General features: G+C 67.1%; 14 protein-coding genes. 7 read left to right on the forward strand and 7 right to left on the reverse strand.

Annotated features, from left to right (window positions below):
- Positions 1–89 precede the first annotated feature (89 nt).
- A complete protein-coding gene (locus TSH20_RS02025) occupies positions 90–500 on the forward strand; it encodes an HIT family protein (protein ID WP_109073154.1) in 411 nt (136 codons plus the stop codon).
- Between the two features lie 57 nt (positions 501–557).
- Positions 558–755 carry a hypothetical protein gene (locus tag TSH20_RS02030; protein ID WP_109073155.1) on the forward strand — a complete coding sequence of 66 codons (198 nt, stop codon included), beginning with the start codon at positions 558–560 and terminating at the stop codon, positions 753–755.
- Between the two features lie 154 nt (positions 756–909).
- Here the strand turns inward: TSH20_RS02030 and TSH20_RS02035 are convergent, their stop codons facing one another.
- Genes TSH20_RS02035 through TSH20_RS02045 form a run of 3 tightly spaced genes read right to left on the reverse strand, consistent with a single transcriptional unit; the run spans position 910 to position 5,889 of the window.
- Positions 910–1,863, reverse strand: a complete 954-nt coding sequence (locus TSH20_RS02035) for an ACT domain-containing protein (RefSeq protein WP_109073156.1) — start codon at positions 1,861–1,863, stop codon at positions 910–912.
- A gap of 1 nt (position 1,864) precedes the next feature.
- On the reverse strand, positions 1,865–5,506 hold the full coding sequence (gene mfd, locus TSH20_RS02040; protein ID WP_109073157.1) for a transcription-repair coupling factor: 3,642 nt from the start codon (positions 5,504–5,506) through the stop codon (positions 1,865–1,867).
- A 59-nt stretch (positions 5,507–5,565) separates the two neighbouring features.
- Positions 5,566–5,889, reverse strand: a complete 324-nt coding sequence (locus TSH20_RS02045) for a succinate dehydrogenase assembly factor 2 (RefSeq protein WP_109073158.1) — start codon at positions 5,887–5,889, stop codon at positions 5,566–5,568.
- Between the two features lie 223 nt (positions 5,890–6,112).
- Between TSH20_RS02045 and sugE the strand changes: the two genes are divergently transcribed.
- Positions 6,113–6,430 (forward strand): quaternary ammonium compound efflux SMR transporter SugE, encoded by a 318-nt coding sequence (gene sugE, locus TSH20_RS02050; protein WP_109073159.1) that lies wholly within the window; start codon positions 6,113–6,115, stop codon positions 6,428–6,430.
- Between the two features lie 82 nt (positions 6,431–6,512).
- Here the strand turns inward: sugE and TSH20_RS02055 are convergent, their stop codons facing one another.
- The 4 genes from TSH20_RS02055 to tldD form a co-directional block, all read right to left on the reverse strand.
- A complete protein-coding gene (locus TSH20_RS02055) occupies positions 6,513–7,052 on the reverse strand; it encodes an ACT domain-containing protein (RefSeq protein WP_109073160.1) in 540 nt (179 codons plus the stop codon).
- A gap of 130 nt (positions 7,053–7,182) precedes the next feature.
- Complete coding sequence (locus TSH20_RS02060; RefSeq protein ID WP_109073161.1) at positions 7,183–7,470, reverse strand: immunity protein Tsi6 family protein; 288 nt, start codon at positions 7,468–7,470, stop codon at positions 7,183–7,185.
- Between the two features lie 86 nt (positions 7,471–7,556).
- Positions 7,557–8,117, reverse strand: coding sequence for a polymorphic toxin type 46 domain-containing protein (locus tag TSH20_RS02065; protein ID WP_109073162.1), 561 nt, complete (start codon positions 8,115–8,117; stop codon positions 7,557–7,559).
- A 150-nt stretch (positions 8,118–8,267) separates the two neighbouring features.
- On the reverse strand, positions 8,268–9,701 hold the full coding sequence (gene tldD, locus TSH20_RS02070) for a metalloprotease TldD (RefSeq protein WP_109073163.1): 1,434 nt from the start codon (positions 9,699–9,701) through the stop codon (positions 8,268–8,270).
- A gap of 229 nt (positions 9,702–9,930) precedes the next feature.
- Here tldD and TSH20_RS02075 point away from each other — a divergent pair, with 229 nt between their 5' ends.
- The 4 genes from TSH20_RS02075 to TSH20_RS02090 form a co-directional block, all read left to right on the forward strand.
- Positions 9,931–11,310 carry a DUF3422 domain-containing protein gene (locus TSH20_RS02075; RefSeq protein ID WP_247871541.1) on the forward strand — a complete coding sequence of 460 codons (1,380 nt, stop codon included), beginning with the start codon at positions 9,931–9,933 and terminating at the stop codon, positions 11,308–11,310.
- A gap of 636 nt (positions 11,311–11,946) precedes the next feature.
- Positions 11,947–12,798, forward strand: coding sequence for a cytochrome c oxidase subunit II (coxB, locus tag TSH20_RS02080; RefSeq protein ID WP_109073164.1), 852 nt, complete (start codon positions 11,947–11,949; stop codon positions 12,796–12,798).
- Positions 12,799–12,930: 132 nt separating this feature from the next.
- Positions 12,931–14,550: a cytochrome c oxidase subunit I gene (gene ctaD / locus TSH20_RS02085; protein WP_199232075.1), complete on the forward strand. Its 1,620-nt coding sequence runs from the start codon at positions 12,931–12,933 to the stop codon at positions 14,548–14,550.
- Positions 14,551–14,685: 135 nt separating this feature from the next.
- A partial coding sequence (locus TSH20_RS02090; protein WP_199232428.1) for a UbiA family prenyltransferase occupies positions 14,686–15,169 on the forward strand: 484 nt, incomplete at its 3' end.

Consider the following 15,169-nt stretch of genomic DNA (forward strand, 5'->3'; position numbering starts at 1 on the left):
CGGTTGCCCCGCCACTGCCGGCTATAACAGGGCAGCCACCGGTTTATTCCTCCGGCGGCACCCGGCGCAGGCAATGAATGGAGTGAAGCATGTTTTCCCTTAACGAACGGCTACGGGCCGACACCCGCCCTGTGACCGATCTGGGGCTGAGCCGGGTGCTGCTGATGAACAACCGGCTGTGGCCCTGGCTGATCCTGGTGCCGATGCGCGAGGGGGCCGTGGAGATCCACCGGCTGGAGGAAGTCGATCAGGCGACGCTGATGCGCGAGATCGCGCAGGCGTCCCGCGTGGTGGAGCGGCTGTTCGCGCCCGACAAGATGAATGTCGGGGCGCTGGGCAACATGGTGCCGCAGCTGCACGTCCATGTGATCGGGCGGACGCGGGGCGATCCGGCATGGCCGGGTCCGGTGTGGGGGTCCGGCCATGCCGAACCGTATGAGGCGGCGGAGGCCGATGCCCTGGTGGACCGACTGGCCGAGGCGTTCCGATCGACGCCGTGAACTTTGTCGGGCCGTGAGTGTTTTGGTGGTCAACCATCTTTTCGGGAGACCGCCATCATGGCCGACCAGGACCGCTCCAAATCCGTGACCTCCGACGCGCCGTCGGACGCCGCCCAGCGAATCGAGGACAAGCTGGTCGACAAGACCGGCAAGGCGTCGGGCGATCCCGACAAGCCCGTTCAGCAGAAGTGGGAGGAGATGGGAGAGCGGGAGGAGATCATCGAGCGGAGCCAGCGTGAGGGCGGCGGGACTTAAAGGAAAAGTTTTGCCCCCTCCCTAACCCTCCCCCTCTTCGAGGGAGAGGGAACTCCGCTGCTCTGCATTTCAGTTACTCTGACAAGCGTCATGCCCCCTCTCCCGCGTTAGCGGGGGAGGGATGGGGTGGGGGCAAGTGGCGTCGGCGAGCGTCCTACCGCTTCACCGTGCAACTCAGCGCCAGCACGTCCGCCGCCTTGTCCAGATCGTCGGCGCGGACCAGCACATAATCGGTGTTGTAGGTGGAAATTGCGAAGATCGGCAGGTGCGCCTGGGCCAGCGGCACGGCGATGCGGGCCAGAATGCCGAACAGCGAGAAATCGACGACCCCCTCCACCCGGAAGGCGCGCCAGCCGCGTTCGGCCTTGACGCCCTCGGGCACCCGATCCTCGCGGCAGAGGATCGACAGTTCCTCTCCCGTCCGGGTGGCGCCGACCAGCGGGTCGGTCCAGTCGAGCCAGTCCGGCAGGCCGCTGCCGGGCGGAAGCTGCGCCACCGCCAGACGGTCGGGCAGGATCGTCAGGGTCAAGCCGGTCTGCTCGCGCACCAATGCTGCTGTCAGCGTCGCCTCGTCCACCTCGAAGGGCTTCAGGATGCGGCGGGCGCGGGCGGCCAGCGACGGCACGCCGGAGCGCATGGCGCGGCCCAGCATCTCCGCCGAGGTGGCGCGCAGGCCGGCGTCCGACTCGGCCAGATCGACCACCGCCTGCAACGCACTGGTCTGGACGATGCGGCTGGGGCTGTTCTCGAACCAGTCGGCCAGCAGGACGGCGGCGCGGTGGCGCTGCTCCTCCGTCATGGTCAGGCGCGGCACGATCTGGGCAAGGTGCCAGCGCACCTCCGCCTGCTCGATGGCGACGGCGTCGGTCAGCAGATGTTCGACATAAGGGTCGAGCCAGCCGGGATTGCCGCGCGACACCCGTTCCAGCGCGTCGGCGGCGCGCATGCGCACGCTGGCGTTGCGGTCGAACAGGCAGCCGACCAGCTCCGCCAGCTTGCCGCGGTCGGCCGACACCTCGTCGGCGACGGAAGGGGCGTCGCCCACCGTCCGCCGGTCGCCAATCGCCAGCCGGCGGGCGAGCGAGGCGTTCCGAATCAGTTCATCCATTTCAGCGCCGTCCGGTCGGGCGGCCGAAGCGCGACGGCGTGCCGAAACGCGAGGCGATCTTGGCGCCGGTCGGCTTGGGCGGCGGCGGGGGAGGGGGCGGCGGCGGGGTTTCGCCACGCGGCACGCCGCCGCCCGACGCCATCTCCGCCAGATCCTTCACCAGCTTCTGCACGCTGCGCACGCGGGCCTGCGGGTCGGGCCATTCGCGGATATAGACCAGCTTGTGGTCCGGCCGCAGCTTCATCAACGTCAGATGCTGGGCGATGTAGGTCAGCAGCTTGGCCGGCTCGGCATAGAAATTGTCGTGGAAGGCCAGGACCAGCCCCTTCGGCCCGGCATCGACCCGGTCGATGTTGGCCTGTTTGCACCAGCGCTTGATGGTGACGACGTCCAGCAGGTTCTCGACCTCCTCGGGCAGCTTGCCGAAGCGATCGATCAGTTCGGCGGCGAAGCCGTCCACCTCGGCCCGGTCGACCAGATCGGCGATGCGGCGGTAGAGCGACAGACGCACCGTCAGGTCGGGGACGTAGCTTTCCGGGATCAGCACCGGCGTGCCGAGGTTGATCTGCGGCACCCATTCCTGCGCCGCCGCAGCAGCGACGGCACCCTCCTGCATGGCGGCGCGGGCGTTGGCGACCGCCTCCTCCAGCATCTGCTGGTAAAGCTCGACACCGACCTCGCGCACCTGACCCGACTGCTCCTCGCCCAGCAGGTTGCCGGCGCCGCGGATGTCCATGTCGTGGCTGGCAAGCTGGAAGCCGGCGCCCAGGCTGTCCAGCGTTTCGATGACGTGCAGGCGCTGCTGGGCGGTAGCGTTCAGCGGCTTGTTCGGGGCATAGGTCAGATAGGCATAGCCGCGCTTCTTCGACCGGCCGACGCGGCCGCGGATCTGGTAGAGCTGGGCCAGTCCGAACAGGTCGGCGCGATGGACGATCAGCGTGTTGGCGTTGGGGATGTCCAGGCCGCTTTCAATGATGTTGGTGGCGAGCAGGACCTCGAACTTGCCTTCGTCGAAGGCGGTCATCACGTCTTCCAACTCGCTGGCCGGCATCTGGCCGTGGGCGGTGACGATCTTGACCTCCGGCACCAGATCGCGCACCCGCTCGGCCACCTTCGCCAGATCCTCGATGCGCGGGCAGACATAGAAGGTCTGGCCGCCGCGGTAATGCTCGCGCAGGATCGCCTCGCGAATCACCACCGGGTCGTAGGGCAGGACGAAGGTGCGCACCGCCAGACGGTCGACCGGCGGGGTGGCGATCAGCGACAGCTCGCGCACGCCGGACAGCGCCATCTGCAGCGTGCGTGGGATCGGCGTGGCGGTCAGCGTCAGCACATGGATGTCGGCGCGCAGTTCCTTCAGCCGCTCCTTCTGCTTCACCCCGAAATGCTGCTCCTCGTCGACGATGACCATGCCGAGCCGCTTGAAGTCGAGACCCTTGGCGAGCAGGGCATGGGTGCCGACGACGATGTCGGCCGTGCCCTCCGCCAGTTCCTTCTTGACCAGCGTCTGTTCGCGGGCGGTGACCATGCGCGACAGCTGGACCACGCGCACCGGCAGCCCGTTGAAGCGGGTCGAGAAGGTGCGGAAATGCTGGCGGGCGAGCAGGGTGGTGGGCACGACGACCGCGACCTGCTTGCCGCTCATCGCCACCATGAAGGCGGCGCGCAGGGCCACCTCGGTCTTGCCGAATCCGACGTCGCCGCAGACCAGACGGTCCATCGGCCGGCCGCTGCCGAGGTCGGTGAAGATGTCCTCGATCGCCTTCAGCTGGTCGTCGGTCTCGGGATAGGGGAAGCGGGCGGCAAACTCCTGATAGACGCCTTCCGGGGTCAGCACCGGATCGGCCTTCTTCAGCATGCGTTCCGCCGCGATCTTCAGCAGGGCTTCCGCCATGTCCTTCAGGCGCTTCTTGACCCGCGCCTTGCGGCCCTGCCAGCCGGCGCCGCCCAGCTTGTCGAGCTGGACGTTGGCGTCCTCGGAGCCGTAGCGCGACAGCACCTCGATGTTCTCGACGGGGACATACAGCTTGTCGCCGCCCTCGTAGATGATGCGCAGGCAGTCGTGCGGGGCGCCGGTGACCTCCAGCGTCTCCAGCCCGTCATAGCGGCCGATGCCGTGGTCCATATGGACGACGATGTCGCCTTCATGCAGGGCCGAATGCTCGGCGATGAAGTTGGCGGCCTTGCGCTTCTTCTTGGCCGGGCGGACCAGACGGTCGCCCAATATGTCCTGTTCGGTGATGACGGCGAGGTCGGGGGAGGTGAAGCCATGCTCCATCCCCAGCACGATGGTGCCGATGATGCCGCGGTCGAAGCGGCGCACATCCTCCATGCTTTCCGCCGGCTCCAGGCCGGGGATCCCGTGGTCGGCCAGCACGTTGGACAGGCGGTCGCGCGATCCGGCGGAATAGCCGGCGATCAGCACCCGCCGCCCGTCGGCGCGCAGCGCTCGGATATGGTCCTTCACCGCGTCGAAGACGTTCACGTCGGGGCGGTTGCGCTCCTCGGCGAAGTCGTGGCCGCGCTTGCCGCCGGCATCGACCGTGCCCTTGATGCCGGGGGGCGTGGAGAAGATCTGGAGCTGCGCCACCGCGCGCTCCGCCATCAGCGCGTCCCAGACGGTGGCGTCGAGGAACATCGAGGCGACCGGCACCGGCTTGTAGACCGGCGATCCCGCCCGCTTCTCGATGGTCATCATCGAATCGCGGGAGGCGTGGAAATCGACCACCTGGGCGATGCGGGCGTCGCGGGCCTCGTTGGCCTGATGGTCCAGGCTGACGATGCCGCGCGGCAGGTAATCCAGCACCGTGTCCATGCTCTCATGAAACAGCGGCAGCCAGTGCTCCATCCCGCCATAGGACCGGCCGGCGGAAATCGCCTCATAAAGCGGATCGTCGTCGGTCACCGCGCCGAACAGTTCGCGGTAGCCTGAGCGGAAACGGGCGATCCCGGCCTCGTCCAGAAACACCTCCGACATTGGCTTCAGCTCGACTTTGTCGCGCTTGTCGGTGGTGCGCTGGGTCATGGGGTCGAAGGCGCGCACCCCCTCCAGCTCGTCGCCGAACAGGTCGAGGCGCAGCGGCTCCTCGGTGCCCGGCGGGAACAGGTCGACGATGCCGCCGCGCACCGCGAACTCGCCCGGCTCCCGCACCGTCTGGGCGCGGGTGTAGCCGTTGCCGGCGAGGTAGCGCTGCAGCTTCTCCAGGTCGATGCGGTCGCGCAGCTTGGCCGAGAAGACCGCGTTCTTGAAGGCACTGCGCGGCGGCACCTTCTGCACCACGGCGTTGACGGTGGTCAACACGATCAGCGGCGCCAGTCCGTCGCGGTTCGACGCCGCCTCGCGCCTTGCGATCAGACGGGTCAGAGTGTCGATGCGGCGGGCGACGATGCCGCCGTTCGGCGACACCCGGTCGTAGGGAAGGCAGTCCCAGGCCGGGAAGGTCAGCACCTCCAGCTTCGGCGCGAAGAAGGCCAGCGCCTCCGCCAGCAGGGCACAGCGCGTGTCGTCCAGCGCCACATGCAGCAGGCCATAGGCCCCGGCCTTCTGCGCAAGCTCCGCCAGAATGCGGGCGTCATGACCCTCGGGCGCGCCGCCGATCAGGAGACGGCCGGCGCGGCCGGGCTGGAGATCGTAACTGACCAAAGGAGGATGCCTCGGAGAAGGGGAGTGCTTGTCGGGGAGCCTTGTTGGCCGCGGCTCCGTCAGGACCCTTGACGTGGTGTGTAACGGAATGCCGTCAACAGGCGCATCACGTCATTGTCATGCTCGGCCGGCACCGGCTCCCGTCCCGACATCCAGTCATAGAGGTCGGGATCGCCAAGCTCCAGCAGCGCCTCGAATCGGTCGAGCATGGCGTGGTCGAAGTCGCCGACATGGGCGTCGGCGAAGCTGCCCATCAGCAGGTCCATCTCGCGCGTGCCGCGGTGCCAGGAGCGGAAGCGCAGGCGCTTGCGTCGGTTTTCAAGCGATTCGGCCTTCTCGGGAGCTTGTGTCTTGGAAGCCGGGGGGTTGCCGTTTTCGGTCATTGCTGTCCAATGTCGAAAGCCCCCAGCGCCACCAGCGGCGAAGGGGGAACCATTCAGGAACCCCATCCTGCACGGGCCGGCACGGTGATGCAACCTTGGCTGCGTGCCTTGACCCCGCGGACAGCCTGTCCTATCTGCGGTCTGGCCCGCGGGGACGACCCCGCCGATCGCAGAGGGTATCCGGGTGGGGACGACCCCGCCATTCCAAGACGGAGGTACCGTCATGGCGTGGGTCACGCTGTTCTTCGCCGGTCTTTTCGAAATCGGCTGGGCCGTCGGCCTGAAATACACCGAAGGCTTCACCCGTCTGGTTCCGAGCGTGTTGACCGCCGCGGCGATGCTGGCAAGCATCCTGCTGCTGGGGGCGGCGCTGAAGAGCCTGCCGCTGGGGACCGCCTATGCGGTGTGGACGGGAATCGGCACGGTCGGCACCGCGGTGCTGGGGATGATGCTGTTCGGCGAACCCGCCGGAGCGCTGCGGATGCTGTGCATCGCGGCGATCATCGGCGGGATCTTGGGGCTGAAGGTTCTGCATGGGTGAGTGGGGAGCAAGATATTGCCCCCTCCCTAACCCTCCCCCGCTAACGCGGGAGAGGGATGGGGAGGGGGCGTACAGCACCCCTTCAAAGCGCTTCCGTCCGGCAGGTCAGCCCCAATGTCTCCGCCGTGTTGGCCACCGCCGACAGGCAGACCTCCGCCCGCTCCGCCGGGATCGACACCGAGAAGCGTAGGACGTAGCGTTCGCCGGCACGGTCGGGCAGGGTCTGCGCGTCCAGACGGACGATGTTGGCGTCGAACTGGGTGAAGATCTCCGACAGACGCGCCACGAGGCCGGGCTGGTCACCGCCCGACACCTCGACGCGGTGGGTGATCAGCGCCTGCGGGCCGGGCTGCGGGTCGAAGACGAAGGGGCTGACCTTCACTTCGGCACCGGCCAGGACGGGCAGGGACGACAGACTGGCCTGAAGCTCCGCCACAGTCAGGCCGTCGGGCAGTTCGCAAACGGCGGAGAACTCCGCACCGCTGCCCAGCGAAGCGAAGGTGGCGTCGCGCAGGTTGATGCCCTGTTCGAACAGATGGCTGGTGACGCCGGAGACCAGACCGACCCGGTCGGGGCAGAAGGTGGAAACCAGGGCCAAGCCAGCAGTCGATTCCGTCGCCATCGCACGTCTCCCGTGATCGGTTTTCTTCGAGGGGCACGGGTTCGGCCGTGCCGTCCGGATGGCCGATCATCGAAGCGGGGTGGCGGGAACGCCAGAACAAAATCGCGTTCAGCCCCCGGTCAGACCCAACTCAGCCGCCAAACAACCGGCGCGCGGCGTCGCTGATGGCATGCAGTTCGGTCGCCAGCGCCGGATCGACATCGTCGACATAATGGGAGGCGAGCAAGCCGAAATTCAGCTCGTCGGCGCGGTCCAGCCGCTTGGCTCCGTCGCGCGCCGCGCCGCCGACATAGTCGAGCTGGCGCTGGATGCTGGTCAGCCAGCTGTTCTCCGGCTCCCGCCGTGCCAGCGCGGCAACCCCGGCCTGGGCCTGCGCGATCCGGCGGCACAGCTCGTCCGTGGTGGCGATGTCGGGCATTGCGGGACTCCGTTGCGAAAGGCGGCGGCCAGTCTGGACCTCCGCCGCCATCGGGAGAACAGCGACGGCGGTGGTTGGTCACGACCCTACTGAACCAGTCCGCCGCTGGCGACGCCGGCCTTGACGGTGTTCGGCACCACGACCTGGGCGCAGCCGCCCTTGGTCTGCACGCTGGTGCCGGGGGTGGTCCAACTGTCGACGATGGGGGCGGCGACCGATTTCAGCCCCTGGCCGGCGGGCAGAACCGCCTTGTACTCGGCCCGGCCGGTGCCGGAGATGCCGAGGCAGTCGGGCGTCGCCGTCACAACCGGAGAGAAGAAGTTGCCGAATCGGATGCTGTCGTAGCCGGTGCGGACATATTGGTACCAGCTGGTGCCGGCGGTGACATCGATCACCTCCAGCGGCTTGGAGAAATCGATGCCCTTGGAGTCATCGGCGTAGCGGGCGGAGGTGAGGTCGGTCGAGGCGTAGAAATAGCTCGCCACCACCACCCGGGCGTTCAGCTGGTCCGCGTTGGCGCCGGCGGACTTGGCGGCGCTCACCTGCTCGGCGGTGGGGGCGGTCTGGGCGTTTCCCGGCAGCGCCGAGACAAGCGCCAGTCCCAATGCGAGTGTTGCGGACTTGAAGATGCGCGAAAGCGAATGCATGGGCAATCATCCGATCCGGAAGGTTGAAAATCTTCCAAAGGACGATACCCATGCAATCGGCCGCTCCAAGCCCGAAATGCGAAGAGGGGCCGGACCGCATCTACGGTCCGACCCCTCTTCAAGGCACGGGAGTGGGGATGCCCTCGGGCGTCAGGCGGCGGTGCCGCCGACGGTCAGGCCTTCCAGCTTCAGCGTCGGCTGGCCGACGCCGACCGGCACGCCTTGGCCGTCCTTGCCGCAGGTGCCGACGCCGGGGTCGAGACGGCTGTCGTTGCCGATCATAGAGACCCTGGTCAGGCTGTCCGGCCCGTTGCCGATCAGGGTGGCGCCCTTCACGGCGGGACCCAGCTTGCCGTCCTCGATCAGGTAGGCCTCGCTGGCGGAGAAGACGAACTTGCCGTTGGTGATGTCAACCTGACCGCCGCCGAAGTTCTTGGCATAGATGCCCTTCTTGACGGAGGCGATGATCTCTTCCGGCGTGTGGTTGCCGTTGCGCATCACCGTGTTGGTCATGCGCGGCATCGGGTTGTAGGCGAAGCTCTGGCGCCGGCCGTTGCCGGTCGGGCGCATGCCCATCAGGCGGGCGTTCATGCGGTCCTGCATGAAGCCGACCAGGATGCCGTCCTCGATCAGCGTGGTGCACTGGCCGGGGGTGCCCTCGTCATCGACGCTGATGGAGCCGCGCGAGTTTTCGATGGTGCCGTCATCGACGATGGTGACGCCGGGGGCGGCGATGCGCTGGCCCATCAGCCCGGAGAAGGCGGAGGTCTTCTTGCGGTTGAAGTCGCCCTCCAGCCCGTGGCCGATGGCCTCGTGCAGCAGGATGCCGGGCCAGCCGCTGCCCAGAACCACCGTCATCTCGCCGGCCGGAGCGGGGACGGAGGCGAGGTTGACCAGCGCCTGCCGCAGCGCCTCGTCGACGAAGCCGCGCCAGGTTTCCGGCTGGATGTAGTGTTCGTAGGTGACGCGGCCGCCGCCGCCATAGCCGCCGGTCTCCATCCGGTCGCCCTCGGCCACCACGACGGAGACGTTCAGCCGGACCAGCGGGCGCAGGTCGGCGACGCGCACGCCGTCGGCGCGCATGATCTGCACCGCCTGCCATTCGCCGCTGATCGAGCAGCTGACCTGCCGCACCCGTTCGTCCTTGGCGCGGGCATAGGCGTCGATGTCGGCCAGCAGCTTCACCTTTTCCTCGAAGGGGACGAGGTGAAGGGGGTTGTCGGGGATGTAGAGCGCCCGGTTGGTGCCGGCCGGCGGCTCCGCCAGCGTGCCGGTGTGGCCGGCCTGCACGGCGCGCACGGTGGCGGCGGCACGGCGGATCGCCTCTTCCGACAGGTTACTGGCGTGGGCGTAGCCGGTCGCCTCGCCGGCGATGGCGCGCAGGCCAAATCCCTGGGTGGTGTCGAAGCTGGCGGATTTCAGCTTCCCATCGTCCCAGCCCAGCGACTCGCTCTGGGCGTATTCAAGATAGAGCTCCCCATCGTCGGCACTGTGCAGGGCGTCCTGCACGACGCCTTCCACGCGGGCGCGGTCCATGCCGGCGCGGTTGAAGAAGAGATCGTCGGTGACGGCAAGCGCGCTCATGAAAACTCCGAACCTGTGATGGGGCGGAACCCGGTCTGCCCGGCCTGATGGCTTGTGCCGGCCTTGTTCCATGGTAGGACACAATGTCATGGCGGGCGGTCTCGCGCCGCGCCGTACGATGTGTTCTAACGGACTGACTATAGTGTGGCGACGCTGGCGCGATCCGGCAAGTTCGCCGATGCCGGATTGTGTAACCTCACGGTACGGTGCTGGGATGGCGGAGGAAAGCATGGGCGACGGAGCGGTGCGGACGACCACGGATAGCCTCAACCGCGCCGGCGCCTCCGGAACCGGTGCCGGCATGACCGGGCCGCGTCCGCTGCGGGACCATCCGCTGCGGCAGACTCTGACCAACGAGGTCCATGCCCGGCCGCCCGAATCGCTGACCGCGCCGGTGCGCGCCACCATGCTGGCGATGCTGTCGGGGGAGGGCGCGGCGGAGGCCGACCGCCGCCACCTGGAGGCGCTGTGCGACTGGGCCGGCGTGGTCCGCCCGCCGCAGGGCGCCACCCACCACAGCGCGTCCTTCGGCAGCTTCCATCTGAAGTGGGAGCGGCATACAGAGTTCTCGACCTGGACGGTCTTCCGCCCCAGCGCCATGCCGGCAGGCTCCCTGGCTGATCCTTTCCTGGAACCGGCGCTGCACGCATTGCCGCGCGACTGGCTGGCCGGGCTGCCGGGCGAACTGCTGGTCGGCATCCACGTCGCCGTGCTCTCCCCCGACCAGCCGGAGCCGTCCCCCAACATGATGGCGGCAATGTTCGGGTCGGAGAGCTATGTCGGGTCGCGGATCGCCGGCCGGTCGGCGACCGCCTGGACCGACTTCCGCATCCATGGCGATGGATTCTCCCGGATGCTGGTTGCCGACCATTCGATGACTCCGCGCCAGACCGGCCGCGTCGTCCAGCGGCTGCTGGAGATCGAGACCTATCGCGTGCTGGCCCTGCTGGCCCTGCCGATGGCGCGCGGCGTGCTGCCCCGCATCGGCCCGATCGAGGCCGGGCTGTCCGACGTCACCACCCGCATCGCCAGCCTGCGCGACCTGCAGGACGAGCGTGACTTGCTGGACCGCCTGACCCTGCTGGCGGCCCAGACCGAGCAGATCTCCGCAGAGACCGCCTATCGATTCGGCGCCGCCCGCGCCTATTACGAGCTGGTGGAGCGGCGAATCGAGGAACTGCGCGAGATCCGGATCGAAGGGCTGCAGACCATCCAGGAGTTCATGGATCGCCGCCTGAACCCGGCGATCAGCACCTGCGAGGCGGTGGAGCAGCGTCTCGATTCGCTGTCGCAGCGCGTCGCGCGGGCCAGCAACCTGCTGCGCACCCGTGTGGAGATCGCGGTGGAGGGGCAGAACGCCGAACTGCTCCAATCCATGGACCGCCGTGCGCAATTGCAGCTGCGCCTGCAGGAGACGGTCGAGGGGCTGTCGGTGGTGGCGATCAGCTATTACCTCGTCGGCATCGTCGGCTATGCGGCGAAGGGGCTGAAGGGCTTCGGGTTCAAGGTCGATCCCGACATGCTGGTGGGGGTGATGATCCCCATCGTCATCGCCTTCGTCTGGTCGGGCGTGCGCCGGATTCGCAAGGTGCTGGTCGGGGGGCATTGAGGGGCGCGGCTGCAGCAGTTTAGCTGTTCTTCACGGGCTAGTTAGACCCCCACCTAACCTCCCCCGCTGAGCGGGGGAGGGACTGCCGCCACTCTCCCGAACAAGCACCGGCCTTCCTCCCCCGCCCAGCGGGGGAGGATCGAGGTGGGGGCAAGCGCCTATCACCTTCGCTCATCTGGCCCGAGGCCCGAACCTCCCCCATCCTTACCCACTGAGTCGCGCTCCAGCGCTGCAATAATCCTGCGCGCCGCAGTCTCTGCGCCCTCACATCCTTTCCAGCCCCAATTCCTGCAAAAATCCGCTTGTCGAACGGACTGCGGCGGAATGTCGCATGGCATGACCACAATCCGCGCTCAACCTTTATCCACACGGCCCATCCGAATGTGAGGAAAAGTCTATGCATACAGTGGAAGAGAGGAAAGGCTTGTAACCCAGCGGGGCGCGGGGATAAGCTCCGGCTGCGGGTATATGTCGCGCTAAGATGGCGTGATCCCTGCATAAACTGGCGTTCGCTGATAAGCCCAACCATGGACCGCGCGAACAGAAAACGGTCCGGACCAACAGGGCGGAGGGAGCGTCGGCGGGAAGAGACGACCGCGTGCCATGACGAGCGTCGCGGCTAAGAAGGGGTTGGGGATGAGAAGGCAAAGCCTGTACGCCGCCGGCCTGGCGGCTGTGCTGTCGATGGTAGGGGGCTGGGGCGTGACGACCGCCCTGGCGAACGAGCCGCGGCCGTGGGAGATGGGCATGCAGCCCTCCGCCTCGCCGGTCAAGCACCTGATGACCTCGTTCAACGACCTGCTGACCGTCATCATCACGCTGATCGTGATCCTCGTCGCGGGCCTGCTGGCCTATTGCGTCGTCCGTTTCAACGCGAAGAGGAATCCGGTCCCGTCGAAGACCTCGCACCACACGCTGCTCGAGGTCGCCTGGACCGTGGTTCCGGTCATCATCCTGATCGTGATCGCCGTTCCGTCCTTCAAGCTGCTCTATGCGGCGGAACGCATCCCGCAGGCCGACATGACCATCAAGGTCACCGGCCACCAGTGGTACTGGGATTACGAATATCCCGATCACGGCAACATCACCTTCTCCAGCTACATGATCCCCGAGACGGATCTGAAACCCGGCCAGAAGCGCCTGCTGGAGGTCGACAACCGCGTGGTCGTTCCGGTGAACACCACCGTGCGCGTGCTGGTGACGGCCGGCGACGTGATCCATTCCTGGGCGGTTCCCTCCTTCGGCCTGAAGAAGGACGGCGTTCCCGGCCGCATCAACGAGACCTGGTTCAAGGCCGAGCGCGAAGGCGTCTATTACGGCCAATGCTCCGAGATCTGCGGCACCAACCACGGCTTCATGCCGATCGCGGTGGAAGCCGTGTCCCGTGAAGCGTTCGACGCCTGGGTCGCCAAGGCCAAGACCGCCTTCGCGCCGAAGGACGGCGACCGCGACGTGGCGCAGCGCCCGACCGGCACGCTGGTCGAGTAAACGCGGGTCGAACAAGCGGACGTCGCAACGCCCGCCAGAGGGACGACGCGATAAGAAGAACCCACCCAGCCGCCGGACGTCCGAACGAACCGGATCGGACGGCGGCCAGGGACAGCGACAAAGGGTAGAGACATGGCAAACGCCACACCGGGACATGGGGAGCATGCTGGCGATCATGGGCACGGGCATGACGATCATCACGTCCCCGGCTTCGTGCAGCGCTGGTTCTATTCGACCAACCACAAGGACATCGGCACGCTCTATCTGATCTTCTCGGTCATCGCCGGGCTGATCGGCGGCCTGTTCTCCGTCATCATGCGGGCGGAGCTGCAGTCGCCGGGGCTGCAGTTCGTCTCCGACGGCCAGATGTGGAACGTGCTGATCACGGCGCACGGCCTGATCATGGTGTTCTTCGTGGTGATGCCGGCGCTGATCGGCGGCTTCGGCAACTGGTTCGTGCCGCTGATGATCGGCGCGCCCGACATGGCCTTCCCGCGCATGAACAACATCAGCTTCTGGCTGATCGTGCCGGCCTTCCTGCTGCTGCTGGGCTCCGCCTTCGTCGGCACCGGCGCCGGAACCGGCTGGACGATCTACCCGCCGCTGTCATCGACGCTGGGTCACAGCGGGCCATCGGTCGACATGGCGATCTTCGCCCTGCATCTGGCCGGCGCCAGCTCGATCCTCGGCGCGGTGAACTTCATCACCACCATCTTCAACATGCGCGCGCCCGGCATGACGCTGCACAAGATGCCGCTGTTCGTCTGGGCGATGCTGGTGACGGCCTTCCTGCTGCTGCTGGCGGTGCCGGTGCTGGGCGGCGCCATCACCATGCTGCTGACCGATCGCAACTTCGGCACGACCTTCTTCAATCCCGAAGGCGGCGGCGACCCGATCCTGTTCCAGCATTTGTTCTGGTTCTTCGGCCACCCCGAAGTCTACATCATGATCCTGCCGGCCTTCGGCATCATCAGCCACATCGTGTCGACCTTCTCCAAGAAGCCGGTGTTCGGCTATCTCGGCATGGCCTACGCCATGGTCGCCATCGGCGTGGTCGGCTTCGTCGTGTGGGCGCACCACATGTACACGGTCGGGCTGGACGTCGATACCAAGGCCTACTTCACCGCCGCCACCATGATCATCGCGGTGCCGACCGGCGTGAAGATCTTCTCCTGGATCGCCACCATGTGGGGCGGGTCGATCGAATTCCGGGTGCCGATGCTGTGGGCGCTGGGCTTCATCTTCCTCTTCACCGTCGGCGGCGTCACCGGCGTGGTGCTGGCGAACGGCGGTCTCGACAACTATATGCACGACACCTACTACGTCGTGGCCCACTTCCATTATGTGCTGTCGCTGGGTGCCGTGTTCTCGATCTTCGCCGGCTGGTACTACTGGATCGGCAAGATGTCGGGGCGCCAGTATCCGGAGTTCTGGGGCAAGGTCCATTTCTACACCACCTTCCTCGGCGTCAACCTGGTGTTCTTCCCGCAGCACTTCCTGGGCCTGTCGGGCATGCCGCGCCGCATCCCGGACTACCCGGACGCCTTCTGGGGCTGGAACATGATCTCGTCGCTGGGCGCCTACATCTCCTTCGCTTCCACGCTGCTGTTCGTGTGGATCGCCTGGAAGACCCTGCGCAGCGGTGAACGGGTGCCGGGCGCCTATTGGGGGCCGCAGGCCGGTACGCTGGAGTGGACGGTCAGCTCGCCGCCTCCGTTCCATGCGTTCGAAACGTTGCCGCAGGTGAAGTAAGCATGCTAACGGGCGGGCGTCGCCGCGAGGAGGCGCCCGACCGATCAAAAGGACAGAGCCGAGCAGCCCGAAAATGGGCGCCGGTGTTGAGGGCGCCGGGGTGACGGACCCGGGGTTAGAAGACAAGGACATGATATGACGGACGTGACGAACGAACTGACGCTCAACCACACCGGAGGGGCGTCGGCCGGTGACTTCATCGAGTTGCTCAAGCCGCGGGTCATGTCGCTTGTGGTCTTCACCGGGCTGGCCGGCATTGTGCTGGCGCCCGGCCACATCCACCCCTTCCTGGCGATGGTCGCCGTCCTGTGCATCGCCGTCGGCGCCGGCGCGTCGGGCGCCATCAACATGTGGTACGACCGCGACATCGACGCGGTGATGACCCGCACGGTGAAGCGGCCGATCCCGTCGGGCCGGGTCGAACCGGCGGAGGCGCTGGGCTTCGGCGTCACCCTGTCGGTTCTGTCTGTGGTGGTGATGGGGCTGGCGGTGAACTGGACGGCGGCGGCGCTGCTGGCGGTCACCATCGGCTTCTACATCTTCGTCTACACCATGTGGCTGAAGCGCCGGACCCCGCAGAACATCGTGATCGGCGGGGCTGCCGGCGCCTTCCCGCCGA

The sequence above is a fragment of the Azospirillum sp. TSH20 genome (assembly GCF_003115935.1).
In the GTDB taxonomy this organism is placed as follows: domain Bacteria; phylum Pseudomonadota; class Alphaproteobacteria; order Azospirillales; family Azospirillaceae; genus Azospirillum.

Bases quoted from the DNA above. Each gene is read 5' to 3' on its own strand.
- TSH20_RS02035 (WP_109073156.1), bottom strand. From the start codon at position 1,863: ATGGATGAACTGATTCGGAACGCCTCGCTCGCCCGCCGGCTGGCGATT.
- sugE (WP_109073159.1), top strand. From the start codon at position 6,113: ATGGCGTGGGTCACGCTGTTCTTCGCCGGTCTTTTCGAAATCGGCTGG.
- ctaD (WP_199232075.1), top strand. From the start codon at position 12,931: ATGGCAAACGCCACACCGGGACATGGGGAGCATGCTGGCGATCATGGG.
- TSH20_RS02060 (WP_109073161.1), bottom strand. From the start codon at position 7,470: ATGCCCGACATCGCCACCACGGACGAGCTGTGCCGCCGGATCGCGCAG.
- TSH20_RS02055 (WP_109073160.1), bottom strand. From the start codon at position 7,052: ATGGCGACGGAATCGACTGCTGGCTTGGCCCTGGTTTCCACCTTCTGC.
- TSH20_RS02065 (WP_109073162.1), bottom strand. From the start codon at position 8,117: ATGCATTCGCTTTCGCGCATCTTCAAGTCCGCAACACTCGCATTGGGA.
- tldD (WP_109073163.1), bottom strand. From the start codon at position 9,701: ATGAGCGCGCTTGCCGTCACCGACGATCTCTTCTTCAACCGCGCCGGC.
- TSH20_RS02075 (WP_247871541.1), top strand. From the start codon at position 9,931: ATGGGCGACGGAGCGGTGCGGACGACCACGGATAGCCTCAACCGCGCC.
- TSH20_RS02045 (WP_109073158.1), bottom strand. From the start codon at position 5,889: ATGACCGAAAACGGCAACCCCCCGGCTTCCAAGACACAAGCTCCCGAG.
- TSH20_RS02030 (WP_109073155.1), top strand. From the start codon at position 558: ATGGCCGACCAGGACCGCTCCAAATCCGTGACCTCCGACGCGCCGTCG.
- coxB (WP_109073164.1), top strand. From the start codon at position 11,947: ATGAGAAGGCAAAGCCTGTACGCCGCCGGCCTGGCGGCTGTGCTGTCG.
- TSH20_RS02025 (WP_109073154.1), top strand. From the start codon at position 90: ATGTTTTCCCTTAACGAACGGCTACGGGCCGACACCCGCCCTGTGACC.